This is a genomic window from Streptococcus sp., assembly GCF_030528045.1.
Lineage (GTDB): Bacteria > Bacillota > Bacilli > Lactobacillales > Streptococcaceae > Streptococcus.
Window position 1 is genome coordinate 12,757 of record NZ_JAUMZR010000011.1, and the last position, 24,141, is coordinate 36,897.

General features: G+C 41.3%; 26 protein-coding genes. 24 read left to right on the plus strand and 2 right to left on the minus strand.

The window, feature by feature from the left end:
* Positions 1-33: 33 nt before the first annotated feature.
* The 13 genes from ccrZ (at position 34) to Q4A91_RS03295 (ending at position 10,295) form a co-directional block, all read left to right on the plus strand.
* A complete protein-coding gene (gene ccrZ, locus Q4A91_RS03235; RefSeq protein ID WP_303206810.1) occupies positions 34-828 on the plus strand; it encodes a cell cycle regulator CcrZ in 795 nt (264 codons plus the stop codon).
* Positions 825-1,460, plus strand: coding sequence for a tRNA (guanosine(46)-N7)-methyltransferase TrmB (trmB, locus tag Q4A91_RS03240; RefSeq protein WP_001266088.1), 636 nt, complete (start codon positions 825-827; stop codon positions 1,458-1,460). The genes ccrZ and trmB overlap by 4 nt, the downstream gene beginning before the upstream one ends.
* A gap of 126 nt (positions 1,461-1,586) precedes the next feature.
* Entirely contained in the window at positions 1,587-2,066 is a 480-nt protein-coding gene (gene rimP / locus Q4A91_RS03245; RefSeq protein ID WP_303206811.1) for a ribosome maturation factor RimP, read from the plus strand.
* Between the two features lie 42 nt (positions 2,067-2,108).
* Positions 2,109-3,245: a transcription termination factor NusA gene (nusA, locus tag Q4A91_RS03250; RefSeq protein ID WP_000032277.1), complete on the plus strand. Its 1,137-nt coding sequence runs from the start codon at positions 2,109-2,111 to the stop codon at positions 3,243-3,245.
* 21 nt (positions 3,246-3,266) lie between these two features.
* Entirely contained in the window at positions 3,267-3,560 is a 294-nt protein-coding gene (locus tag Q4A91_RS03255; protein ID WP_000857560.1) for an RNase P modulator RnpM, read from the plus strand.
* Complete coding sequence (locus tag Q4A91_RS03260; protein WP_303206812.1) at positions 3,553-3,852, plus strand: YlxQ-related RNA-binding protein; 300 nt, start codon at positions 3,553-3,555, stop codon at positions 3,850-3,852. The genes Q4A91_RS03255 and Q4A91_RS03260 overlap by 8 nt, the downstream gene beginning before the upstream one ends.
* 16 nt (positions 3,853-3,868) lie before the next feature.
* On the plus strand, positions 3,869-6,616 hold the full coding sequence (gene infB, locus Q4A91_RS03265; RefSeq protein WP_303206813.1) for a translation initiation factor IF-2: 2,748 nt from the start codon (positions 3,869-3,871) through the stop codon (positions 6,614-6,616).
* Positions 6,617-6,782: 166 nt separating this feature from the next.
* Entirely contained in the window at positions 6,783-7,133 is a 351-nt protein-coding gene (gene rbfA, locus Q4A91_RS03270; RefSeq protein ID WP_303206814.1) for a 30S ribosome-binding factor RbfA, read from the plus strand.
* 151 nt (positions 7,134-7,284) lie between these two features.
* Complete coding sequence (locus Q4A91_RS03275) at positions 7,285-8,064, plus strand: hypothetical protein (protein WP_303206815.1); 780 nt, start codon at positions 7,285-7,287, stop codon at positions 8,062-8,064.
* Between the two features lies 1 nt (position 8,065).
* Positions 8,066-8,248, plus strand: a complete 183-nt coding sequence (locus Q4A91_RS03280; protein ID WP_303206816.1) for a hypothetical protein — start codon at positions 8,066-8,068, stop codon at positions 8,246-8,248.
* Between the two features lie 215 nt (positions 8,249-8,463).
* The gene (locus Q4A91_RS03285) at positions 8,464-8,697 is read left to right on the plus strand and encodes a DUF1858 domain-containing protein (protein ID WP_000368739.1); all 234 of its coding nucleotides are present in this window, start codon (positions 8,464-8,466) and stop codon (positions 8,695-8,697) included.
* Positions 8,697-10,031: a DUF438 domain-containing protein gene (locus Q4A91_RS03290; protein WP_303206817.1), complete on the plus strand. Its 1,335-nt coding sequence runs from the start codon at positions 8,697-8,699 to the stop codon at positions 10,029-10,031. The genes Q4A91_RS03285 and Q4A91_RS03290 overlap by 1 nt, the downstream gene beginning before the upstream one ends.
* 9 nt (positions 10,032-10,040) lie before the next feature.
* A complete protein-coding gene (locus Q4A91_RS03295) occupies positions 10,041-10,295 on the plus strand; it encodes a DUF1912 family protein (RefSeq protein ID WP_000119707.1) in 255 nt (84 codons plus the stop codon).
* Positions 10,296-10,337: 42 nt separating this feature from the next.
* On the opposite strand, the gene Q4A91_RS03300 is transcribed toward Q4A91_RS03295, so the two are convergent.
* Positions 10,338-10,580, minus strand: coding sequence for a DUF898 family protein (locus Q4A91_RS03300; protein ID WP_303207368.1), 243 nt, complete (start codon positions 10,578-10,580; stop codon positions 10,338-10,340).
* Between the two features lie 281 nt (positions 10,581-10,861).
* On the opposite strand from Q4A91_RS03300, the gene Q4A91_RS03305 reads away from it, so the two are divergent.
* The 5 genes from Q4A91_RS03305 to Q4A91_RS03325 all read left to right on the plus strand — a co-directional run bounded on the left by Q4A91_RS03305 (position 10,862) and on the right by Q4A91_RS03325 (position 17,157).
* Positions 10,862-11,257 (plus strand): helix-hairpin-helix domain-containing protein, encoded by a 396-nt coding sequence (locus tag Q4A91_RS03305; protein WP_000038697.1) that lies wholly within the window; start codon positions 10,862-10,864, stop codon positions 11,255-11,257.
* 256 nt (positions 11,258-11,513) lie between these two features.
* A complete protein-coding gene (locus Q4A91_RS03310; RefSeq protein ID WP_303207370.1) occupies positions 11,514-12,080 on the plus strand; it encodes a GNAT family N-acetyltransferase in 567 nt (188 codons plus the stop codon).
* Between the two features lie 66 nt (positions 12,081-12,146).
* Entirely contained in the window at positions 12,147-12,923 is a 777-nt protein-coding gene (locus Q4A91_RS03315) for a hypothetical protein (RefSeq protein ID WP_303207372.1), read from the plus strand.
* A 252-nt stretch (positions 12,924-13,175) separates the two neighbouring features.
* On the plus strand, positions 13,176-15,827 hold the full coding sequence (locus Q4A91_RS03320; protein ID WP_303207374.1) for a valine--tRNA ligase: 2,652 nt from the start codon (positions 13,176-13,178) through the stop codon (positions 15,825-15,827).
* A 94-nt stretch (positions 15,828-15,921) separates the two neighbouring features.
* Positions 15,922-17,157 (plus strand): DNA cytosine methyltransferase, encoded by a 1,236-nt coding sequence (locus tag Q4A91_RS03325; protein WP_303207376.1) that lies wholly within the window; start codon positions 15,922-15,924, stop codon positions 17,155-17,157.
* A gap of 54 nt (positions 17,158-17,211) precedes the next feature.
* Here Q4A91_RS03325 and Q4A91_RS03330 read toward each other — a convergent pair whose 3' ends face one another.
* On the minus strand, positions 17,212-18,996 hold the full coding sequence (locus Q4A91_RS03330; protein WP_303207378.1) for an ATP-binding protein: 1,785 nt from the start codon (positions 18,994-18,996) through the stop codon (positions 17,212-17,214).
* A 378-nt stretch (positions 18,997-19,374) separates the two neighbouring features.
* On the opposite strand from Q4A91_RS03330, the gene rpoE reads away from it, so the two are divergent.
* From rpoE to Q4A91_RS03360, 6 genes are all read left to right on the plus strand, one after another.
* Complete coding sequence (gene rpoE, locus Q4A91_RS03335; RefSeq protein ID WP_000418415.1) at positions 19,375-19,965, plus strand: DNA-directed RNA polymerase subunit delta; 591 nt, start codon at positions 19,375-19,377, stop codon at positions 19,963-19,965.
* 314 nt (positions 19,966-20,279) lie between these two features.
* Positions 20,280-21,887, plus strand: a complete 1,608-nt coding sequence (locus Q4A91_RS03340) for a CTP synthase (protein WP_303207381.1) — start codon at positions 20,280-20,282, stop codon at positions 21,885-21,887.
* A 153-nt stretch (positions 21,888-22,040) separates the two neighbouring features.
* Positions 22,041-22,340: a DUF4651 domain-containing protein gene (locus tag Q4A91_RS03345; protein WP_303207382.1), complete on the plus strand. Its 300-nt coding sequence runs from the start codon at positions 22,041-22,043 to the stop codon at positions 22,338-22,340.
* Complete coding sequence (locus tag Q4A91_RS03350) at positions 22,337-22,654, plus strand: thioredoxin family protein (RefSeq protein ID WP_303207383.1); 318 nt, start codon at positions 22,337-22,339, stop codon at positions 22,652-22,654. The genes Q4A91_RS03345 and Q4A91_RS03350 overlap by 4 nt, the downstream gene beginning before the upstream one ends.
* Before the next feature lie 15 nt (positions 22,655-22,669).
* Positions 22,670-23,296 (plus strand): YtpR family tRNA-binding protein, encoded by a 627-nt coding sequence (gene ytpR / locus Q4A91_RS03355; RefSeq protein WP_303207384.1) that lies wholly within the window; start codon positions 22,670-22,672, stop codon positions 23,294-23,296.
* 42 nt (positions 23,297-23,338) lie between these two features.
* Positions 23,339-24,100, plus strand: coding sequence for an SDR family NAD(P)-dependent oxidoreductase (locus Q4A91_RS03360; protein ID WP_303207385.1), 762 nt, complete (start codon positions 23,339-23,341; stop codon positions 24,098-24,100).
* Positions 24,101-24,141: the final 41 nt, after the last annotated feature.

Below are 24,141 nucleotides of genomic sequence, written 5' to 3' on the forward strand. Positions count from 1 at the left end.
GAATAGTAAGGAAACTTTATACGGAGGAAAGAAATGGACTTGGGTGATAATGAGCTAACGCTGACCCCTATCCCTGGGAAGAGTGGCAAAGCTTATATGGGAAGCTACCCTGATGGGAAGCGCGTCTTTGTAAAAATGAATACCTCTCCAATCCTACCTGGCCTAGCCAGAGAACAAATCGCTCCTCAATTACTATGGACTCGTCGTTTGCCAGATGGCCGTGATATGTGTGCTCAGGAATGGCTGACGGGTAAAATCTTGACCCCTTACGATATGAATCGCAAGCAGATTATCAATATCTTGAAACGCCTTCACCGCTCGCGTCCTTTGATGAAGCAGTTGAGCCGTTTGGGATATACCATGGAAACGCCAGTTGATTTGCTACGTTCTTGGCAGCAAGGAGTTCCAGAAATCTTGAAGCAGAACCACTATTTGAACAGTGTGATTGCTGAGCTAGGTAAGACGGTTCCAGGTTTTAGGGAAGACCATGCAACGATTGTGCATGGGGATCTTCGCCATAGTAATTGGATTGAGACAGAGAGTGGACTCATTTATCTAGTGGATTGGGATTCGGTTCGTCTGACGGATCGTATGTTTGATGTAGCGCATTTGCTATGCCACTACATTCCGGATTATCAGTGGCGCCAATGGTTGAGAGACTACGGCTATAAGTACAATCAGACAGTGTTAGATAAATTGTATTGGTATGGTCAGTATTCTTATTTGAACCAGATTGCCAAATACTGTGAAAATCAAGATTTAGACAATGTAAACCGGGAGATTTACGCCTTGCGTGTCTTCCGTGACAAGTATGGAAAGAAGAGATGAGAGTTAGAAATCGTAAAGGGGCGACAGAATTACTAGAGGCCAATCCTCAGTATGTGGTCCTCAATCCCTTGGAAGCTAAAGGGAAATGGCGAGACTTGTTTGGAAATGATCATCCTATTCATGTAGAGGTTGGAAGTGGGAAAGGGGCCTTCGTATCAGGAATGGCCAAGCAAAATCCTGACATCAACTACATCGGGATTGACATTCAAAAGTCGGTATTGAGTTATGCCTTAGACAAGGTGCTTGAAGTTGGAGTGCCAAATATCAAATTGCTGTGGGTAGATGGTTCAGATCTGACTGACTACTTTGAAGACGGTGAGATTGATCGTCTCTACCTAAACTTTTCAGATCCCTGGCCTAAAAAACGCCATGAAAAGCGTCGTTTGACTTACAAGAGTTTCTTGGATACCTTCAAGCGTATTTTGCCTGAGAATGGGGAAATCCATTTCAAGACAGATAACCGTGGCTTGTTTGAGTACAGTCTAGTGAGCTTTTCTCAGTATGGGATGAAACTCAATGGTGTTTGGCTGGACTTGCATGCCAGTGATTTTGAAGGCAATGTCATGACAGAGTATGAGCAAAAATTCTCCAGCAAGGGTCAAGTGATCTACCGAGTTGAAGCAGAATTTTAAGAAATAGCTTGAAAACCAGCTGTTTGAGTGCTAATGCTTTACATAAATTGACAAACGTGCTATACTGATAGTAAGAATATGAGAAAGAGAGGCGGGGAAATATCTTCGCCTCTTACTTATGAGGAGGTGGACACAATCGCAACAATCGTAAAATTAGTCAGAGAAGTTGTAGAACCTGTCATCCAAGCGCCTTTCGAGCTCGTGGACATCGAGTATGGAAAGATTGGCAGTGACATGATTCTCAGTATTTTTGTAGATAAACCCGAAGGAATTACCTTGAACGACACGGCAGACTTGACAGAAATCATCAGTCCTGTCCTAGACACCATCAAGCCCGATCCCTTCCCAGAACAATATTTCCTAGAAATCACCAGTCCAGGCTTGGAACGCCCTTTGAAAACCAAGGATGCTGTCGCTGGAGCAGTTGGGAAATACATCCATGTTGGGCTCTACCAAGCTATCGATAAGCAAAAAGTCTTTGAAGGAACTTTGGTATCCTTTGAAGGGGATGAGTTGACTATGGAGTATATGGACAAGACACGTAAGAAAACCGTCCAAATTCCATACAGTTTAGTATCAAAAGCACGTTTAGCAGTAAAACTATAGAAAAGAAAGGATAGCTTTTGAGGATTCAAAAGTAAAAAGAACATGAGTAAAGAAATGCTAGAGGCCTTCCGCATTTTGGAAGAAGACAAGGGAATCAAAAAAGAAGATATCATCGACGCAGTAGTAGAGTCGCTTCGTTCCGCTTATCGCAGACGCTATGGTCAATCTGACAGCGTAGCTATTGACTTCAACGAAAAAACAGGTGACTTTACAGTTTATACTGTCCGTGAAGTTGTTGATGAAGTATTTGATAGCCGTTTGGAGATCAGCTTGAAAGATGCTCTTGCCATTAATTCAGCCTATGAGCTTGGTGACAAGATTAAGTTCGAGGAAGCACCAGCTGAGTTTGGTCGTGTAGCAGCTCAATCTGCCAAACAAACCATCATGGAAAAAATGCGTAAGCAAACACGTGCCATCACTTACAATACTTACAAGGAACATGAACAAGAAATCATGTCTGGTACGGTAGAACGCTTTGACAACCGCTTTATTTACGTCAACCTTGGCAGCATCGAAGCCCAATTGTCCAAACAAGACCAGATCCCTGGAGAAGTCTTTGCTTCCCATGATCGTATCGAAGTCTACGTTTACAAGGTTGAAGACAACCCTCGTGGTGTCAACGTCTTTGTTAGCCGTAGTCATCCAGAAATGATCAAACGCTTGATGGAGCAAGAAATTCCAGAAGTTTACGATGGAACTGTCGAAATCATGAGCGTGGCTCGTGAAGCTGGTGACCGTACGAAAGTTGCCGTTCGTAGCCACAATCCTAACGTGGATGCTATCGGTACAATCGTTGGGCGTGGTGGTGCCAATATCAAGAAAATCACCAGCAAATTCCACCCAGCTCGTTACGATGCCAAGAGCGATCGCATGATTCCTGTAGAAGAAAACATCGACGTTATCGAGTGGGTAGCAGATCCAGCTGAGTTTATCTACAATGCCATCGCACCGGCAGAGGTTGACCAAGTTATCTTTGATGAAAACGACAGCAAGCGTGCCTTGGTCGTTGTACCTGATAACAAACTTTCTCTTGCTATCGGTCGTCGTGGACAAAACGTTCGCTTGGCAGCTCACTTGACGGGTTACCGTATCGATATCAAGTCTGCCAGTGAATTTGAAGCTATGGAAGAAGCAGGTCAAGTGGATTACGCAGCTGCGGACGAATTGATCGAAGAATAAAAGCTGCTAGAGGAGGGAAAGATGAAAACAAGAAAAATCCCTTTGCGCAAGTCTGTTGTATCCAATGAAGTGATTGATAAGCGTGATTTGCTCCGCATTGTCAAGAACAAAGAAGGACAGGTCTTTATCGATCCGACAGGCAAGGCCAATGGCCGTGGCGCTTATATCAAGCTAGACAATGCAGAAGCCCTAGAGGCAAAAAAGAAGAAAGTCTTTAACCGCAGTTTTAACATGGAAGTGGAAGAAAGCTTTTATGACGAGTTGATCGCCTATGTGGATCACAAAGTGAAAAGAAGAGAGTTAGGACTTGAATAAGCAAAAGATAAGCAATCTCTTGGGACTTGCTCAACGAGCAGGCCGAATCATATCGGGCGAGGAATTGGTGGTCAAGGCTATCCAAGATCAGAAAGCCAAGCTAGTCTTTCTAGCACAGAATGCTGGTCCCAATCTGACCAAGAAGATTCAAGATAAAAGTGACTATTATCAAGTAGAAGTTATAACCGTGTTTTCAACACTGGAATTAAGCATAGCAGTCGGAAAATCCAGAAAGGTTTTGGCTGTGACAGATGCTGGATTTACAAAGAAAATGAGGTCTCTTATGGAATAGAAGAGGAGGACATGATTTGTCTAAGAAAAGATTGTACGAAATCGCAAAAGAACTTGGAAAAGAAAGTAAAGAAGTTGTAGCGCGTGCAAAAGAGTTGGGCTTGGATGTGAAAAGCCACTCATCGAGCGTGGAAGCTACTGCTGCTGAACAAATCGCAGCTAGCTTTAAACCAGCTGCTCCGAAAGCAGAAGCAAAACCTGCGACACCAAAAGCAAGTGTAGAAAAGAAAGCGGAAAAGCCTGCATCAGCTAAACCAGTAGCCGCTAAGGAAGAAAAAGTAGTGGCCGCAAGACCACAGAGTCGAAACTTCAAGGCGGAGCGTGAGGCGCGTGCCAAAGAGCAGGCAGAACGACGCAAACAAAACAAGGGCAACAACCGTGACCAACAACAAAACGGCAACCGTCAGAAAAACGACGGCCGTAATGGTGGCAAACCTGGTCAAGGGAACCGCGAAAATCGCCGTTTCAACGACCAAGGGAAAAAACCACAAGGTCAAGGAAATCGTGGCAATGATCGCCGTCAGCAACAAGACTTCCAGCCAAAACAAGCTGGGCCACGTGTTGACTTTAAAGCCCGTGCAGCAGCCCTAAAAGCAGAGCAAAATGCAGAGTACGCACGCTCAAGCGAGGAGCGCTTCAAACAATCGCAAGCAGCCAAAGAAGCCTTGGCTCAAGCTAATAAACGCAAGGAACCAGAGGAAATCTTTGAAGAAGCTGCTAAGCTAGCTGAACAAACGCAGCCAGCAGTAACAGTGGCTCCTGTAGCGAAAGAAGCGCCAGTGGATACACGTCGTAAAAAACAAGCTCGACCAGACAAAGAACGTGACGATTATGATCACGAAGAAGATGGTCCTAGAAAACAACAAAAGAATCGAAGTAGTCAGAATCAAGTGAGAAATCAAAGAAATAGTAACTGGAATAACAACAAGAAAAATAAAAAAGGGAACAAGCAAAACAACCGTAACCAGACTCCAAAACCTGTTACAGAGCGTAAGTTCCACGAATTGCCAACAGAATTTGAGTATACAGATGGTATGACTGTTGCGGAAATCGCAAAACGTATCAAACGTGAACCAGCAGAAATCGTTAAGAAACTCTTTATGATGGGTGTGATGGCCACACAAAACCAATCCTTGGATGGGGAAACCATCGAACTCCTCATGGTGGATTACGGTATCGAAGCCAAACAAAAGGTTGAAGTAGATAATGCCGACATCGAACGTTTCTTTGTTGAAGATGGCTATCTTAACGAAGATGAATTGGTTGAGCGTCCACCAGTTGTAACCATCATGGGACACGTTGACCATGGTAAGACAACCCTCTTGGATACCCTTCGTAACTCTCGTGTAGCGACAGGTGAAGCAGGAGGAATCACTCAGCATATCGGTGCCTACCAAATCGTGGAAAATGGCAAGAAGATCACCTTCCTTGATACACCAGGACACGCGGCCTTCACCTCTATGCGTGCGCGTGGTGCTTCTGTTACCGATATTACCATCTTGGTTGTAGCGGCCGACGACGGGGTTATGCCTCAGACTATCGAAGCCATCAACCACTCAAAAGCGGCCAACGTTCCAATCATTGTAGCCATCAATAAGATTGATAAGCCAGGTGCCAACCCAGAACGCGTTATCGGTGAATTGGCAGAGCATGGTGTTATGTCAACTGCCTGGGGTGGAGATTCTGAGTTTGTCGAAATCTCAGCTAAATTCAACCAAAACATTGATGAATTGTTGGAAACAGTCCTTCTTGTAGCTGAAATCCAAGAACTCAAGGCAGACCCAACAGTGCGTGCGATCGGTACGGTTATCGAAGCTCGCTTGGATAAAGGAAAAGGTGCGGTCGCAACCCTTCTTGTTCAACAAGGTACCTTGAATGTCCAAGACCCAATCGTTGTCGGAAATACCTTCGGTCGTGTCCGTGCTATGACCAATGATCTTGGTCGTCGTGTCAAGGTGGCTGGCCCATCAACGCCGGTTTCTATCACAGGTTTGAACGAAGCGCCAATGGCGGGTGACCACTTTGCCGTTTACGAAGATGAAAAATCTGCGCGTGCAGCAGGTGAAGAACGTGCCAAACGTGCCCTTATGAAACAACGTCAAGCTACCCAACGTGTCAGCCTTGAAAACCTCTTTGATACACTTAAAGCTGGTGAGCTTAAGTCAGTTAACGTTATCATCAAGGCCGACGTACAAGGTTCTGTTGAAGCCCTTTCTGCCTCACTTCAAAAGATCGATGTGGAAGGTGTCAAAGTTACCATCGTTCACTCGGCAGTAGGTGCTATCAATGAGTCTGACGTGACTCTTGCCGAGGCTTCCAATGCCTTTATCGTTGGTTTCAACGTACGCCCTACACCACAAGCGCGTCAACAAGCGGAAGCTGACGATGTAGAAATCCGTCTCCACAGCATTATCTATAAGGTTATCGAAGAGATGGAAGAAGCTATGAAAGGGATGCTTGATCCAGAATTCGAAGAAAAAGTTATCGGTGAAGCAATCATCCGTGAAACCTTCAAGGTATCTAAAGTGGGAACCATCGGTGGATTTATGGTTACTAGCGGTAAAGTTACCCGTGACTCGAAAGTTCGTGTTATTCGTGACGGTGTCGTTATTTACGATGGTGAACTTGCAAGCTTGAAACACTATAAAGACGACGTCAAAGAAGTTACAAACGGTCGTGAAGGTGGATTGATGATTGATGGCTACAATGATATCAAGACTGATGATGTGATTGAGGCATACGTCATGGAAGAAATTAAACGTTAATAGAGAAACGATAGCCGATTTGACTCGTCGTCAACAGCGCCTTGATGAACCCTTAGTTCTATCTAAGGCTTGTTTCCTAGATTCAAATGGCTCTAGTTCCTCCATCTAATAAAAATAGCTAGGTCTGCTGGCCTAGCTTTTGGTTCAAAGTAGAGAAAGGAATGTCATGGCAAATCATTTCCGTACGGATCGTGTGGGCATGGAAATTAAGCGTGAAGTCAATGAGATTTTGCAAAAGAAAGTCCGTGATCCGCGTGTCCAAGGTGTGACCATTACAGATGTTCAGATGCTGGGTGACTTGTCTGTTGCCAAGGTTTACTACACCATTTTGAGTAACCTTGCTTCAGATAATCAAAAAGCTCAAATCGGGCTTGAGAAAGCAACTGGTACCATCAAACGTGAACTTGGTCGCAATTTGAAATTGTACAAAATCCCAGATTTAACCTTCGTCAAAGACGAATCCATTGAATATGGAAACAAGATGGACGAGATGCTACGCAATCTGGATAAGAACTAAGAAAGAGGGGTTGCCCCTCTTTTTTCTTGTCAGAGTAATCTGTTTGCTAATCATCGATATGTTGCCCCTGTAAAACGCAGTTTAAAAAATTTGTATATTTCAAATAGTATGATATGATAAAGCTTGATATAAATGAAAAACGGAGAGACATATGGCTAAACAAGATATAGCTATGCAAGTGCTGCAACAAGTGGTGAAAATACCCGTAGTCAAAGTTGATCGAGAGAAATTTTTAGTAGAAAAGTTTTCAAAGGAATTAGACCGTAAGGATATTCCAACTTTGATTGAACAAGGACCGACGGCTTTATTACCCCAGGAAAGCTTGGATAGAGTGGCCAAGGCCTGTATTAAGGATAATGTCCTGTTAGCCAGTGGAACTTCGGTTTTGGCAGGTCTACCTGGAGGCCTTGCCATGGCGATCACTATCCCGACAGATGTAGCTCAGTTTTATGTTTTTTCATTGAAATTAGCTCAAGAACTAGGGTATATTTACGGATTTGATGATCTTTGGGCATCGCGCAATGAGTTAAGCGAGGAAGCTAAAAACACACTCCTACTGTATCTCGGTGTGATGCTGGGAGTAAATGGCGCAGGTGCCCTGCTTCGATCAGGCGGTGTGACAGTAGCCAAACAAGTCATAAAAGTAGTGAACAAGAAAGCCTTGACAAAAACTCTTTGGTATCCAATTTTAGAAAAAGTTTTGAAAATTTTTGGAGTCAATCTGACAAAAGGAGGCCTAGCTAAAGGGATGGGGAAAGTGATCCCTATCCTAGGTGGAGTCATTTCTGGTGGCTTAACCTTTGCGACCATGAAACCGATGGGAGAAAGATTGCAACAGGAATTGTCCAAGCTAGTCAACTACAATGAAGTGCAATATCAAAGAGACGTTGATACTATCCGAAAAGAGGTCGAAATCATCGAAGAAGAGTAATATGGGACTTATAAAAACTCTAGCTAAAACTTATGGGAATTACTTTTTCGTGATGCAAAGCGTCAAAGTCCTGAAGAACATTAAAAAAGATGACAATGCTCTAGTAGGTTTCGGGAAAGTACTGCTTGCTGACAAGTTGATGGATGTAGCTCAGTGGCTCGCAAAACCAGATGATAAGGAATAACTTGAAATGAAAGAAACTAGCAGGAACTCTTCTGCTAGTTTTTTAATCTCTTTCCATATGGTATAATATAAGCAGTAAAATCATTTTATACTCTTCGAAAATCAAATTCAAACCACGTCAGCTTCACCTTGCCGTACTTAAGTTCAGCCTGCGGCTAGCTTCCTAGTTTGCTCTTTGATTTTCATTGAGTATTAGAACATACAATGGAGGTCGTCATGGACAATATCATCGATGTGTCAATACCCGTTGCAGAAGTGGTAGACAAGCACCCAGAAGTTTTGGAAATCCTAGTGGAGCTCGGTTTTAAACCACTTGCTAATCCCTTGATGCGCAATACAGTCGGTCGCAAAGTATCGCTGAAGCAGGGTTCTAAACTTGAAGGAACGCCTATGGACAAGATTGTCCGCACGCTAGAAGCGAACGGCTATGAAGTGATTGGATTAGACTAATGGCAGATGAACGGATTCATATCCTACGGGATATTTTGTTAGAATTGCACAACGGTGCCTCTCCCGAGTCGGTTCAGGAGCGTTTTGATGCGACCTTTACAGGTGTGTCAGCCATCGAGATTTCCCTCATGGAGCACGAGCTGATGAACTCAGACTCAGGTGTCACCTTTGAAGATGTCATGGAACTCTGCGATGTCCATGCCAATCTTTTTAAAAACGTTGTTAAGGGCGTTGAAGTAGAGGATACCGAGCATCCTGGCCACCCAGTTCGCGTCTTCAAGGATGAAAATCTGGCCCTCCGTGCAGCCTTGATTCGCATTCGGAGATTGTTAGATACCTATGAGACTATGGAAGATGAGGAAATGCTGGCAGAGATGCGCAAGGGTTTGGTCCGTCAAATGGGACTTTTGGGGCAATTTGATATCCACTATCAGCGCAAGGAAGAGCTCTTCTTTCCCATCATGGAGCGCTATGGTCACGATTCACCTCCAAAAGTGATGTGGGGAGTGGATGATCAGATCAGAGAACTCTTTCAGACAGCTCTAGCGACGGCTAAGGCACTACCAGAAGTGCCGATTTCCACTGTAAAGGAAGCTTTTGAATCCTTTGCGACAGAGTTTGAAAGTATGATTTTTAAGGAAGAGTCCATCCTTCTCATGATTCTTCTTGAGTCCTTCACCCAGGATGACTGGCTTCAAATTGCGGAGGAGAGCGATGCCTACGGCTATGCCATCATCCGTCCGTCAGAGAAATGGGTGCCAGAACGACAGAGCTTTGTTGAGGAAAAAAGTGCAGAAGAGCCCGTACAACTAGACACGGCAGAAGGTCAAGTTCAGCAAGTTATCAATACTCCAGAAGGACAGTTCACCATTATCTTTACCCCTAAGGAAAAGGAAGCAGTGATGGACCGTCATAGCCAACAGGCTTTTGGGAATGGCTATCTCTCAGTTGAGCAGGCCAACCTCATCCTCAATCACCTCCCTATGGAGATCACCTTTGTCAATAAAGACGACATTTTTCAGTACTACAATGACAATGCACCAGCTGATGAGATGATTTTTAAACGGACGCCGTCCCAAGTCGGACGCAATGTAGAACTCTGCCATCCGCCCAAGTACCTAGAAAAGGTGAAGGCTGTTATGAAAGGTCTTCGTGAAGGTAAAAAGGACAAGTATGAAATGTGGTTCAAGTCGGAGTCGCGAGGCAAGTTTGTCCACATCACCTATGCTGCGGTACACGATGAAAACGGGGAATTCCAAGGCGTTCTAGAGTATGTTCAGGATATCCAGCCCTACCGAGAGATTGATACGGACTATTTCCGTGGATTAGAATAAGGAGAATCAATGAGTTACGAACAGGAATTTATGAAGGAATTTGAAGCCTGGGTCAATACCCAGATCATGATCAACGACATGGCGCACAAGGAAAGTCAAAAAGTCTACGAAGAAGACCAAGACGAGCGTGCCAAAGATGCCATGATTCGCTACGAGAGCCGTTTGGATGCCTACCAGTTCTTGCTTGGTAAGTTTGAAAATTTCAAGGCAGGCAAGGGATTCCATGATTTACCAGAAGGATTGTTTGGCGAGAGAAACTACTAATCGTTACAAATCAAAAAGTGCGTATGGACGCACTTTTTTTGTTTATACGTGATGTGTGTGTTTGGTAATCCATTGTTCCATTTTGATATGCAACCAGAATGAATAGATGCCCAAAGTGATGATGGTGAGCAAGAACCACTTGATCCAGTTCCCGAATAATTGAGAACCTGTTCCATCAAAATAAAGGCGACGTCCATCGATGACAGTATGCTTAACCTTCCAGTTTTGCATCATACAAACTGCCCAAGGCGTAGCGATTCCAGCAGTAAATCCCATGATAAGCATGGCTAGGATAGCATGTCAAACGTAGCTCAAAAGACCACCGTCAAAGTAACTCTCGTTATTCATATCGTTCTCCTTATCAGCTTTTTACGTGAGTCAGTCTTGCACATTACTGCATATTTTATCAAGAAGTCGAATCATTGTCAAATTAGATTGAAAGAAAAAGATGGCTAGATTTTTAAGGGGAATCTTGTTTCCTTTCTTGATTTTTTCCCAAAATCTTGATAGAATATCTTTATTAAATCCTTGTCAGAGCAGGGATTTTTTATTGAAAGGATTTTATCATGTCAAAGAAACTCCAACGTAAAAAACAATTGCGAAATAGCCTTCGTCGCTCAGGTGCCTTTTCAAATACGGTGACCAAAGTTGTCGAAGAGACCAAGAAAGTCGTTAAACATGCAGAAAAATCTGCCAGCGAAGCAGGAAAAGTTGTCTCTAAAAAAGTGGAACAAGCAGTAGAAGCGACTAAAGAGCAAGCTCAAAAAGTAGCCAATTCTGTAGAAGATTTCGCAGCTACTTTGGGTGGTCTCTCAGTAGATCGTGCTAAGACTTTCTATGATGAAGGCATCAAGTCGGCTGCTGACTTTAAAAACTGGACGGAAAAAGAACTCCTTGCCTTGAAAGGAATCGGCCCAGCTACCATTAAGAAATTAAAAGAGCACGGAATCAGCTTCAAGTAATCTTTCTTGCCCCTTGCATTTCCGAGAAAAACTTGCTACAATAGAGCCATTAGAGGTGTTTTGGATCCCACATTTTACAGAAAGTGGCGGCGCTGAGAAGTCCACAAATGTGTCAAAACTGGTTGCTGATGGATGAAAAATTGAAATAAACAAAGATGCGGGCCTTGCCCGAAATTGGGTGGTACCGCGGATAAGCATATTCGTCCCTGTCATGTAGATGGCAGGGACGATTTTTTGTAGAAAGCGAGGTAGAAGGATGACAAGAGCAGAGTTGCCAGAACGTTTAGAAACCGAACGGCTTGTTTTACGAGTCCGTAACGTGGCTGATGTTGTGGATATCTTTGACTATGCCAGTAGGCCAGAAGTTTCCTACCCAGCAGGCTTTCCGCCCGTCAAGACCTTGGAAGATGAGATTTATTATCTGGAGCACATCCTTCCTGAGCGTAATCAAAAGGAAAATCTACCAGCGGGATACGGGATTGTCGTTAAAGGAACCGATAAGGTCATCGGCTCTGTTGATTTCCCTCGTCGTCACGAGGATGATGTCTTGGAGATTGGCTATATCTTACATCCAGATCATTGGGGTCTAGGTTATGTTCCAGAAGCAGCGCGTGCCTTGATTGACCTAGCTTTTAAAGAATTGAATCTGCATAAGATTGAACTGACTTGTTTTGGCAACAATATCAAAAGTCAACGAGTCGCAGAGAAACTTGGCTTCACCCTCGAAGCTCGCATAAGAGACCGCAAAGATGCCCAAGGCAACCGCTGTGACAGTCTGATATATGGCTTGCTAAGGAGTGAGTGGGAAGCTAGAAGTTGCTAGTTGAACTGTTCAAGAATTTCGAACAGTTGGGATTTATTGAAGAATTTCGAAAGAGAGGTGAGAAGATTGGAAACAAGCCAGATTATTACTCTACTTAGTGGAGCTGGTCTAGGAGCTATCTTGAGTGCGATTTTAGTGTTTGTTAATAATAGTAAGAGAAATTGGCTTGATTATATTACTAAGGAAAGAACAGAATGGAGAAAAAGTATAAAGTTGATAATTGTTGATTTACTAGACGGAAAAAATAGAAAATCTGCAGTTAGTAGACTTAAATCACAAATCAATCCATATGGCTCTGATATGAATGTAAAATATATTAATGATTATTATATGAAAGATGGCCATATTTGGGATCTTTTAAGTGATTTTGATTACTCAGAGGAAAAGTCACAAAAGCTCAGTCAATACCTAGAACTGCTCTTGAAATATGATTGGGAACGTTCGAAAAATGAGGTAGGAGTTGGTCGTGCTTCCCTATGGAATCTTTTAAGATGGGGGCTGATATTTTTAAATACAATAATGTTTTTCTGGGCAAATAATGTAAATAACATATTCAATATCTATCTATCTATTTTTTCGATTATATTTTTAATTTTGCAATATTTTCTGATAAAATTACTATCTAAACTCAATTTTGATTCGCCAAAAGAAAAAATTATTTTATTCTTTTCTTTCATAATTGCGTTTGTATTCCCTTATTTGTATTCACTTTATTTAACAATTATTTTATTAAATTTTTATAATCTGATTAAAGTTAATTTGTTAGTAGAAATCCTGCCAGTAATTTTAGTGTTGATTGTAATTTCTTCCGAAATTTTTTTCTTTATCAAATTTTCGATATAGGTCACAAATATATTTCTCAAATAAAAAAAATAGAAAAAAATAGAACCTATTTAGAGTTAAAATATTACAAAATTTATAATTTAAACTATAAATTGAAACAAAAATCATGGGATATAAAATATAATATAACAAAAGAAGATGTTAATAAACTAAAAAAAGAACAGATAAAAATACGCAAGAAAATAAATAAGAAACTAAACAAGAAATTAAAAAAAAAACTAATTAAGAAACTAATAATTAAGGAGAACACACATGTCTAAAGAACTTTCACCTAAATACAATCCAGCCGAGGTTGAGGCTGGTCGTTACCAAAAATGGCTTGATGCCGATGTTTTCAAGCCTTCAGGCGATAAAAAGGCTAAGCCATATTCTATCGTCATTCCACCACCAAACGTAACTGGGAAACTCCACCTTGGTCACGCTTGGGATACGACTCTTCAGGATATCATCATCCGTCAAAAACGCATGCAAGGTTTTGATACGCTTTGGCTTCCAGGTATGGACCACGCGGGGATTGCCACTCAGGCTAAGGTTGAGGAGCGCTTGCGTGGTGAGGGCATTACACGTTACGACCTCGGTCGTGAAAAATTCCTTGAGAAAGTCTGGGAATGGAAAGACGAATATGCCACTACTATCAAGGAACAATGGGGCAAGATGGGTCTCTCTGTAGACTACTCTCGTGAGCGTTTCACGCTTGACGAAGGTTTGTCAAAAGCGGTTCGCAAGGTCTTTGTGGACCTTTACAAGAAAGGCTGGATTTACCGTGGTGAGTTTATCATCAACTGGGATCCGGCAGCTCGCACAGCCCTTTCTGATATCGAGGTGATTCACAAGGATGTCGAAGGTGCCTTCTACCACATGAATTACATGCTAGAAGACGGTTCACGCGCTCTTGAAGTTGCGACAACTCGTCCTGAGACCATGTTTGGGGACGTAGCCGTTGCGGTCAATCCAGGAGACCCACGCTACAAGGACTTAATTGGTAAAAACGTCATCCTTCCAATCGCTAATAAATTGATTCCAATCGTTGGAGACGAACACGCAGATCCTGAGTTTGGTACGGGTGTCGTGAAAATCACACCTGCCCACGATCCAAACGACTTCTTAGTTGGTCGACGTCATAACTTGCCACAAGTTAACGTGATGAACGATGACGGAACGATGAATGACTTAGCCTTCGAATTTGCAGGCATGGACCGTTTTGAAGCTCGTAAGGCAGTCGTTGCTAAGTTGGAAGAAATCGGTGCCCTCGTTAAAATCGAAAAACGTGTCCACAGCGTTGGTCACTCAGAGCGTACAGGTGTTGTGGTTGAGCCACGCTTGTCTACACAATGGTTCGTCAAGATGGACCAATTGGCTAAAAATGCTATTGCCAACCAAGACACAGAGGACAAGGTAGAATTCTACCCACCTCGTTTCAATGATACCTTCCTTCAATGGATGGAAAATGTTCACGACTGGGTTATCTCTCGTCAACTCTGGTGGGGTCACCAAATCCCTGCTTGGTACAATGCTGAGGGTGAAATGTATGTCGGTGAAGAAGCTCCAAAAGGTGACGGTTGGACTCAGGACGAAGACGTCTTGGATACTTGGTTCAGTTCTGCCCTTTGGCCATTCTCAACCATGGGCTGGCCTGATGTTGAATCAGAAGACTTCAAACGTTACTTCCCAACTTCAACCTTGGTAACAGGTTACGACATCATCTTCTTCTGGGTATCTCGTATGATCTTCCAATCCTTGGAATTCACTGGTCGTCAGCCATTCCAAAACGTTCTTATCCACGGTCTCATTCGTGACGAGCAAGGACGCAAGATGTCTAAATCTCTTGGAAACGGGATTGACCCAATGGATGTTATCGAGAAATACGGTGCCGATGCTCTTCGTTGGTTCCTTTCAAACGGTTCTGCACCAGGTCAAGACGTGCGCTTCTCTTATGAGAAAATGGATGCTTCATGGAACTTCATTAACAAGATCTGGAACATCTCTCGCTACATCCTCATGAACAATGAAGGTTTGACTCTTGAGCAAGCAACTGTTAATGTGGAAAAAGTTGTTAACAAGGAAGCTGGAAATGTCACAGACCGCTGGATTCTCCACAACCTCAATGAGACTATCGGAAAAGCAACTGCCAACTTTGATAAGTTTGAGTTTGGTGTTGCTGGACACATCCTCTACAACTTCATCTGGGACGAGTTTGCGGACTGGTACGTTGAGTTGACCAAGGAAGTCCTTTATAGCGATAACGAAGAAGAGAAAGTCATCACACGTTCTGTTCTCCTTTACACTTTGGACAAGATCCTTCGTCTCCTTCACCCAATCATGCCATTTGTGACAGAGGAAATCTTTGGACAAATCTCAGAAGGTTCTATCGTCACAGCTGCTTACCCAACTGTCAATCCAGCCTTTGAAGACCTTGCTGCCCACACTGGTGTGGAAAGTCTTAAAGACTTGATCCGTGCCGTACGTAATGCGCGTGCTGAAGTAAACGTTGCACCAAGCAAGCCTATCACCATCCTTGTTAAGACAAGCGATAGCGACTTGGAAGCCTTCTTTAACAGCAATGTCAACTACATCAAACGCTTCACAAATCCAGAACACTTGGAAATCGCATCAACTATCCCTGCACCTGAACTCGCAATGTCAAGCGTCATCACAGGAGCGGAAATCTACCTGCCACTGGCAGACCTCCTCAATGTCGAAGAAGAACTGGCTCGTCTCGACAAGGAATTGGTTAAATGGCAAAAAGAACTGGACATGGTCGGTAAGAAACTCTCTAACGAACGCTTCGTAGCCAATGCCAAACCAGAAGTCGTCCAAAAAGAACGCGACAAACAAGCCGACTACCAAGCTAAGTACGACGCGACCGTCGCACGTATTGATGAGATGAAGAAGTTGGTGAAATAGACTATAAACCTCGGCAATTTGCTGGGGTTTTTGGTATAATAGGTAATAGTGTATATTTGATTTAATATATTTTATTTATTTAAAAGGCTTAATTATGATTAATATAATAGATTTATTTAGTGGTGCAGGTGGATTAACTGAGGGATTCAGAAATCAGCAATATAAAATATTGGGACATGTAGAGAAAGAAAAAGCAGCTTGTGAAACTTTAAAAATTAGGGAAGTATATTATTATTTAAAGAAAAAAAATAAATTAGGACTTTATAATGATTTTTTAAATAGTAAGTCTAGTATAGAGGATTTGTTGAAACATGTACCTCAAGAAAAATTGAATAAAATTCTTAACTTTGAAATTAGTCAAGAAAATATTCACAGTATTTTTAATTTTTTTGATGATTTAGGGGAAAACGTTGATGGAATTATAGGAGGTCCTCCATGTCAAGCTTATTCAACCATTGGAAGAGCTAGAAATGCAAGTAAAAAGTCTTCAGATGAAAGAATTTATTTATATAAATTTTATATACATTTTTTAAACAAGTATCAACCCAAATTTTTTATTTTTGAAAATGTAAAAGGATTATTGAGTTTTAGAGATGCTGATGATGAGTTTTTATTACCTAGAATGAAAAAAGAATTTGAAGAGGCTGGCTATTCTTTAGGTTATGAAGTTTTAAATACTAAAAACTATGGTGTCCCACAATCAAGAGAAAGACTTATTATTTTTGGAGTGATGAATGAGAAAAAAGAACTTATTCAAGAATTCTTTAAAAATCTTAAAAAATATGAAGAAAATGAGGTGGATGTTAAAACAGCTTTTCAGGGATTACCTAGTTTAAAGGCGGGAGAAGCAAACAATTCTTATACAAATTTATCAAATGATTATGTTGAACAAAATTTTTTACAGGATTCTAAAACGCCATTAACTCAAAATATTGCAAGACCAAATAATAGCAACGACTTAGCAATTTATAAAATCGTAGCAGAAGCTAAGAAAAATGGTAAAAATATTAAATATAGTGAACTCGACTCAAAGCTAAAAACCCATAAACATACGGATAAATTTTTGGACAGATTCAAAGCTCTTTCATGGAATTCTCCATCACATACAGTAGTTGCCCATATTTCAAAAGATGGTCATCATTATATTCATCCAGATACAAAACAAAATAGATCAATTACTGTGAGAGAAGCAGCTAGATTACAGGGATTTCCAGACAATTACTATTTTTTAGATTCTAGAACCAGTGCTTTTACTCAAATTGGCAATGCAGTTCCTCCAATTTTTAGTAAAAAGATGGCTGATGCGATTTTAACATTGGAATTTAAATAAAAATCAACATATGTTCATCATTATTTAGAAATTGAACATATGTTGATTTTTTAGTTACAAAAGATCGAACGCAGCAAGAAGTTGAGGAGCTACAGCATTCCATATTGTTTTTAAGGTATCAAATTGAGGGAAATTATGAGCATCATGCATTAATGTATTTAAATGCTCCGTTGCTCTTATACTTGAAAATTCGTAAATTAGGCTTTGAACTCTATTTGGGGCTATTTTTCCTTTTCTAGAAAGCAGTCGAACCATGGTTTCATACTTAACTTTAAACGAAAGTTTGTCAACTTCATTTTCGGCAGTTAGTGTTTTTGGACGGTTATTTTCTATTATTAGATTATGAGTACTTGCTTCCTCCCAGTAGCGTTTCAATAATGTTGTTGTTGTACTTTCAATCATAGCACGTAATAGCAAGCCTTGGGTCAAAATGAAACGATCGATATTTTTATCTTCCGCTGCTTCTAACATCTCTTCTCTGAGCATTCTAATTTTTTGACCAATCGTTTTTGGAACAATAAAATTAGGCGGGACTAATTCTTTATACACACTGTGGTCTTTTTTATATGAGGTAGTTGATTTTATTACAGAATCTAAAATATTTTGTTTAGTTTTTTCTGGGACATCGACATCATCATCTTCTAATGCTTTGCTAATTTTATTGATGCTTTCTTTATCTTCGGTTGATAATGTGGTTTCTGCTAAAGAAGGAGTTTTTTGAATATTTTCTTGTGCTTTTTTCTCTTTTGCTTCGGAACGTCGCTTTCTCCATTCTCTTTGAATAATCCCAATTAGTTTGTTAAGATTTTCTTTGATTTCCATTAACTCCTCATCAGCTTCCCACCTAATCGATTGTCTATCTGTTGAAATAAAATCTTTTTTATTATCATCATCAAGAAAATCAATATTAAAGTACCCAGCTGCATAGCTATAGAAATTATCATTTGCTCTATCTTGAAATTGTGTAACAGATTGTTCACTTGCTAGCTTCCCTCTAGATAGTACTGAAAATCCACGTTGATTTGCTTGTAAAGGTGTTTTCTTGGTATAAATAATCCCGTTTATATGAAACTCTTTAAGTTTATGAATGACTATCTGAGATTGTTTATTTGTAAGAGTTTCAAAATCATCTGGAAAAGAAAAAGTAAATTCAGTTTCAACTTCCTTTGGTCGTATACTATTGATAAATACCTCTTCATCTAATTCCTTAATGGTACCGTCATCACTTGCTAAAGTTACTAAAAAATCTGTACGGGAATACTTGTTAAATCTTTTAGAAAGGCTATCATATAATGTATCGATTTTAGTCAGATTTTTTAAAGTAATGTCTTTAATGGTTATTTTTGTACCATTTGGTTCGTCGGTTTGAACATTATAATGGATTGTTTTTGGATGATAGGTATTATTTGATGAGCCCTGTATGTCATTATAATTCAATTCAAAAGAGTTTAGTTTCTTATTTTGAATGCTATCAATAATAATTGTATTAGCAATACCAAATAAAGCTAGTTTTCCAAGTCCTTTTTTTCCTGTAACTTTTCTGCCGTTTTTCGATAGTCCGGTTTCATTTTTTTCATCATTTATTTTATCTGTCAATCGTCTATTTCTAGCAATGGTCAAAAAATTTTCATTTAGCTCTTGTGCTGACATACCATTGCCGTCGTCTGATACGGTTATTATTTTTTCTCGATAATTAATATGAATTTTAACATTATGGCTATCAGCATCCCAAGAATTGCTGATGAGTTCGGCAATTGCCTGTGGTAACTGTTTATATAATCCAATACCTAGATGTTGAATCGTTGCAGCATGGTAGTTAAGTGTAAATTCTTCAGACATATCGGACTCCTGTGTTTAATATTTTGTTAAATATAGTATATCATATTTTAAAAGTAAAATATCGTTAATACTGGTCATTCATTTTGATTCAAATCTATTTTGTATTGGATTCATAATAGTAGTTTGACAACACGGTAATTGCTGCCGCAACAACATTTATTATTTTTTTGACATAAGCTACCTCCAAGTAATATTTTAACAAATATTTTTAAATTTACCATGTGATAAAATCAATTGATTTTTACTTAATAAATCATAGATAAATCTATTTTAACCTTTGACTATTCCGCAAAATTATCGTACAATAAAGAGTACATGATAAAATGAGGTCAGAGTCTGTTTGCTCTGGCGATAGTAGTATAAATGAGGAGAAACGCTTTGGAATTAGAAGTATTTGCTGGGCAAGAAAAAAGTGAACTATCTATGATTGAGGTGGCGCGTGCTATCTTGGAACTTCGTGGTCGCGATCATGAGATGCATTTTAGCGATCTTGTAAACGAAATTCAAAACTACCTTGGAACATCAAACAGCGATATCCGCGAAGCTTTGCCTTTGTTCTACACAGAGTTGAACTTTGACGGTAGCTTCATCTCTCTTGGGGACAACAAATGGGGTCTTCGTTCATGGTATGGTGTGGACGAAATCGACGAAGAAATCATCGCTCTTGAAGAAAGTGACGACGATGAAGTAGCACCAAAAGCTAAGAAAAAACGCGTCAATGCCTTTATGGATGGTGATTCAGATGCCATTGACTACAATGCGGATGATCCAGAAGACGAAGATGCATACGAAGCAGATCCAGCTCTTTCATACGATGATGAAAATCCAGATGATGAGAAAAATGAAGTGGAAGCTTACGATGCGGAAATCAACGAAATCGCCCCTGATGACTTGGGTGAAGACGTGGATCTCAACGAAGAAGACGACGAGTTTTCTGACGATGACGCTGAAACGAGTGAAGAAGAGTAAATGACTTCACAGAGGAGATCGCCTGATCTCCTTTTTGTTCCTTGAGCAGATCATCCGTTTGGATGCGGATTTTTAGTTGGTTTTCTGAAAGTAATCTTCTTATTTTCAGGTTTTACCGATTCGGGTTGACAAATGTTCTGCTTTGAGGTATTATATTGTTCGGGCACCTCTTTTAGAGGTCGGGGCTCCCTAGTTACTAGGGAGCTATTTTTGTTTTTCAGGAAGTTTTCTTGAAAAGTCGTTATCCATAAGGGTCTTGTTTTCTATTCCCCTCGTAGTTAACAAGGCCTTGAGCATTTTAGAAAGAGGAATCTATGTCTACGAAATATATTTTTGTAACTGGTGGTGTGGTGTCGTCTATTGGGAAAGGGATTGTCGCAGCAAGTCTGGGGCGTCTCTTGAAAAATCGTGGTCTCAAAGTAACCATTCAAAAATTTGACCCTTATATCAATATCGATCCGGGAACCATGAGTCCTTACCAGCACGGGGAAGTCTTTGTGACAGATGATGGGGCTGAGACAGATTTGGACTTGGGGCACTATGAACGTTTCATCGATATCAATCTCAACAAATATTCCAACGTGACAACTGGGAAAATTTACAGTGAAGTTCTTCGTAAAGAACGCCGTGGCGAGTACCTTGGGGCAACTGTCCAAGTCATTCCTCATATCACAGATGCTTTGAAGGAAAAAATCAAGCGTGCCGCTGTAACGACCGACTCTGATGTCATTATCACAGAGGTTGGTGGAACCGTTGGAGATATCGAGTCCTTGCCATTCCTAGAGGCCCTTCGTCAGATGAAGGCAGATGTGGGTGCAGATAATGTCATGTACATCCATACAACCTTGCTTCCTTACCTCAAGGCTGCTGGTGAGATGAAGACCAAGCCAACTCAACATTCTGTAAAAGAATTGCGTGGTTTGGGAATCCAGCCAAATATGTTGGTCATTCGTACCGAGAAACCAGCTGGTCAGGGCATTAAAAATAAACTAGCTCAGTTTTGTGACGTAGCTCCAGAAGCTGTTATTGAATCTTTGGATGTTGAACACCTTTACCAAATTCCATTGAACTTGCAGGCACAAGGCATGGACCAAATTGTTTGTGACCATTTGAAACTAGACGCACCAGCAGCGGATATGACAGAGTGGTCAGCTATGGTGGATAAGGTCATGAACCTGAAAAAACAAGTCAAGATTTCCCTTGTTGGTAAGTATGTGGAGTTGCAAGATGCCTACATCTCAGTGGTTGAAGCTTTGAAACACTCTGGTTATGCCAACGACGCAGAAGTGAAGATTAATTGGATCAACGCCAATGATGTGATAGCAGAGAATGTGGCAGAACTCTTGTCTGATGCGGACGGAATCATCGTACCAGGAGGTTTTGGTCAACGTGGTACAGAAGGAAAAATCCAAGCCATCCGCTATGCGCGTGAGAATGACGTTCCAATGTTGGGAGTCTGCTTGGGAATGCAGTTGACTTGTATCGAGTTTGCTCGTCACGTTTTAGGTCTTGAAGGTGCCAATTCTGCAGAACTTGCACCAGATACAAAATACCCTATCATTGATATCATGCGTGACCAGGTTGATGTTGAAGATATGGGTGGAACCCTTCGTTTGGGACTTTATCCATCTAAGTTGAAACGTGGTTCTAAGGCAGCAGCTGCTTATCACAATCAAGAAGTGGTGCAACGCCGTCACCGTCACCGTTATGAGTTTAACAACGCCTTTCGTGAACAGTTTGAGGCAGCAGGTTTTGTCTTCTCAGGAGTTTCTCCAGACAATCGTTTGGTCGAAATTGTGGAAATTCCTGAAAATAAATTCTTTGTAGCTTGTCAGTATCACCCTGAACTGTCAAGCCGTCCAAACCGTCCCGAAGAACTCTACACTGCCTTTGTTACTGCAGCAGTTGAAAATAGTAACTAGTTATCTTCTAATCTCTGAGAATAATCTCAGAGGTTTTTTAATTCATTCAGGAACTCAGGCGCTTGGCAATAAGAATTAGACTCACTGAGGGAAGAGATTTTCCTTGCTCGTATACGGCTTCCCTATTTGTCCTAGAGCCCTTTTTGTGTTACAATGAATGGTATGAAAGCTAAGAAATTATGGATGACTGGCTTGACTGTGGCTGGTCTAAGTGCCCTTGCTTTAGGGGCTAAAAAAGCAGCAGATAACCACAAACTCATGAAGTCTCAAGAAGAGTTGACCGCTATCGTGCGCGAACTTTTCTCAGATATGGGTGAGATTGCGACTCTCTATGTTCAAGTCTACGAAAGTAGTCTAGATCGACTCGTCGGAGGAGTCATTTTCGAGGGTGGCCGTCATTATACCTTTGTCTATGAAAATGAAGACCTGGTCTATGAGGAGGAAGTCTTATGATAACTCCCGATAGTATAGAAGAACTAGCAGGTTTTGTCGAGCAAGATGGTAAGAAGGTCTTCCTTTTTGTGGCGGACTGGTGTGGCGATTGTCGTTATATCTATCCTGCCTTGCCAGAAATCGGGAAAACTAATCCTGAGTTCACCTTTATTCGTGTGGATCGAGACCAGTATCTGGATCTGGTCAAACTCTGGGATGTTTACGGGATTCCTAGCCTTGTTGTGCTAGAAAAGGACAAGGAAATCGGCCGTTTTGTCAATCGCGACCGAAAAAGCAAGGAAGAAATTAACGACTTTTTAGCAGGACTGAAATAGGAGAAAAAGGAAAGAATGATTTTTACATATAACAAAGAACATGTTGGCGATGTACTTATGGTCATCGTGAAAAATAGCGGAGATGCCAAACTGGATGTGGAACGCAAAGGTAAGGTAGCCCGTGTTTTCCTCAAAGAAAATGGAGAAACAGTGGCTTGGAATATTTTCGAAGTTTCAAGTTTGTTTGAAATTGCAGAGCGTGGTCAAGTCTTTTTGACAGATGAACAAGTAGCACGTTTGAACCAAGAATTGCAGGTGGAAGGATTTACAGAAGAAATTGTCAATGACAAGGAACCTAAGTTTGTCGTCGGTGAGATTGTTGAGATGGTAGCCCATCCAGATAGCGACCACCTCAACATCTGTCAAGTGGCTGTTGCAAGTGATAAGACAGTGCAAATCGTTGCAGGGGCTCCCAATGCGCGTGTTGGGTTGAAAACCATTGTAGCTCTTCCTGGAGCGGTGATGCCAAAAGGCAATCTCATTTTCCCAGGCGAACTTCGTGGTGAAAAGAGTTTTGGCATGATGTGCAGCCCTCGTGAATTGCATCTGCCAAATGCTCCGCAAAAACGTGGTGTTATTGAATTATCAGAAGACCAAGTTGTCGGAACTCCATTTGACCCAGCCAAACACTGGACTGCCTAGGAAGCTGTCAGTATCTGTCTCGCTAGTATAGAAGGAAATAAGATGGCAAAAAATGTTGTGATTACAGGGGCGACCTCAGGAATCGGTGAAGCGATTGCGCGTGCTTATCTGGATCAGGGTGAGAATGTCGTCCTAACTGGGCGACGGACAGACAGACTAGATGCCCTCAAGTCAGAGTTTGCAGAAACTTTTCCAAATCAAACAGTTTGGACCTTTCCACTGGATGTCACGGATATGACTATGGTCAAGACTGTCTGCTCCGATATTCTTGATGCGATAGGGCAGATTGATATCTTGGTCAATAACGCTGGACTAGCTCTTGGCTTGGCTCCCTATCAGGACTATGAAGAGTTGGATATGCTGATCATGTTGGATACCAATGTCAAGGGTTTGATGGCAGTCACTCGCTGTTTCTTGCCTTCTATGGTAAAAGTCAATCAGGGGCATATTATCAATATGGGATCGACCGCAGGAATTTATGCCTATGCTGGGGCAGCTGTTTACTCAGCCACCAAGGCAGCAGTTAAGACTTTTTCAGATGGCCTGCGAATTGATACCATCGCAGCGGATATCAAGGTGACCACCATTCAGCCAGGGATTGTCGAAACTGATTTCTCTACAGTTCGTTTTCACGGTGATAAAGAGCGGGCTGCGACCGTCTATCAGAGGATCGAATCCTTGCAGGCACAAGACATCGCAGACACTGTTGTCTATGTGACCAGTCAACCCCGTCGTGTGCAGATTACAGATATGACCATTATGGCCAATCAACAGGCGACAGGTTTCATGGTTCATAAAAAATAAAAAATTTTCTCGAAAAGTTACAAATTTTTGTAACTTTTTTT

Excerpts from the sequence above, each read along its gene's own strand:
- Q4A91_RS03280 (WP_303206816.1), top strand. The coding sequence starts at position 8,066 with ATGGGACTTATAAAAACTCTAGCTAAAACTTATGGGAATTACTTTTTC.
- Q4A91_RS03340 (WP_303207381.1), top strand. The coding sequence starts at position 20,280 with ATGTCTACGAAATATATTTTTGTAACTGGTGGTGTGGTGTCGTCTATT.
- Q4A91_RS03290 (WP_303206817.1), top strand. The coding sequence starts at position 8,697 with ATGGCAGATGAACGGATTCATATCCTACGGGATATTTTGTTAGAATTG.
- Q4A91_RS03345 (WP_303207382.1), top strand. The coding sequence starts at position 22,041 with ATGAATGGTATGAAAGCTAAGAAATTATGGATGACTGGCTTGACTGTG.
- ytpR (WP_303207384.1), top strand. The coding sequence starts at position 22,670 with ATGATTTTTACATATAACAAAGAACATGTTGGCGATGTACTTATGGTC.
- ccrZ (WP_303206810.1), top strand. The coding sequence starts at position 34 with ATGGACTTGGGTGATAATGAGCTAACGCTGACCCCTATCCCTGGGAAG.
- nusA (WP_000032277.1), top strand. The coding sequence starts at position 2,109 with ATGAGTAAAGAAATGCTAGAGGCCTTCCGCATTTTGGAAGAAGACAAG.
- Q4A91_RS03320 (WP_303207374.1), top strand. The coding sequence starts at position 13,176 with ATGTCTAAAGAACTTTCACCTAAATACAATCCAGCCGAGGTTGAGGCT.
- Q4A91_RS03360 (WP_303207385.1), top strand. The coding sequence starts at position 23,339 with ATGGCAAAAAATGTTGTGATTACAGGGGCGACCTCAGGAATCGGTGAA.
- rbfA (WP_303206814.1), top strand. The coding sequence starts at position 6,783 with ATGGCAAATCATTTCCGTACGGATCGTGTGGGCATGGAAATTAAGCGT.
- Q4A91_RS03285 (WP_000368739.1), top strand. The coding sequence starts at position 8,464 with ATGGACAATATCATCGATGTGTCAATACCCGTTGCAGAAGTGGTAGAC.
- Q4A91_RS03275 (WP_303206815.1), top strand. The coding sequence starts at position 7,285 with ATGGCTAAACAAGATATAGCTATGCAAGTGCTGCAACAAGTGGTGAAA.
- Q4A91_RS03300 (WP_303207368.1), bottom strand. The coding sequence starts at position 10,580 with ATGCTTATCATGGGATTTACTGCTGGAATCGCTACGCCTTGGGCAGTT.
- Q4A91_RS03310 (WP_303207370.1), top strand. The coding sequence starts at position 11,514 with ATGACAAGAGCAGAGTTGCCAGAACGTTTAGAAACCGAACGGCTTGTT.
- Q4A91_RS03305 (WP_000038697.1), top strand. The coding sequence starts at position 10,862 with ATGTCAAAGAAACTCCAACGTAAAAAACAATTGCGAAATAGCCTTCGT.
- Q4A91_RS03255 (WP_000857560.1), top strand. The coding sequence starts at position 3,267 with ATGAAAACAAGAAAAATCCCTTTGCGCAAGTCTGTTGTATCCAATGAA.
- Q4A91_RS03350 (WP_303207383.1), top strand. The coding sequence starts at position 22,337 with ATGATAACTCCCGATAGTATAGAAGAACTAGCAGGTTTTGTCGAGCAA.
- trmB (WP_001266088.1), top strand. The coding sequence starts at position 825 with ATGAGAGTTAGAAATCGTAAAGGGGCGACAGAATTACTAGAGGCCAAT.
- Q4A91_RS03330 (WP_303207378.1), bottom strand. The coding sequence starts at position 18,996 with ATGTCTGAAGAATTTACACTTAACTACCATGCTGCAACGATTCAACAT.
- Q4A91_RS03295 (WP_000119707.1), top strand. The coding sequence starts at position 10,041 with ATGAGTTACGAACAGGAATTTATGAAGGAATTTGAAGCCTGGGTCAAT.
- Q4A91_RS03325 (WP_303207376.1), top strand. The coding sequence starts at position 15,922 with ATGATTAATATAATAGATTTATTTAGTGGTGCAGGTGGATTAACTGAG.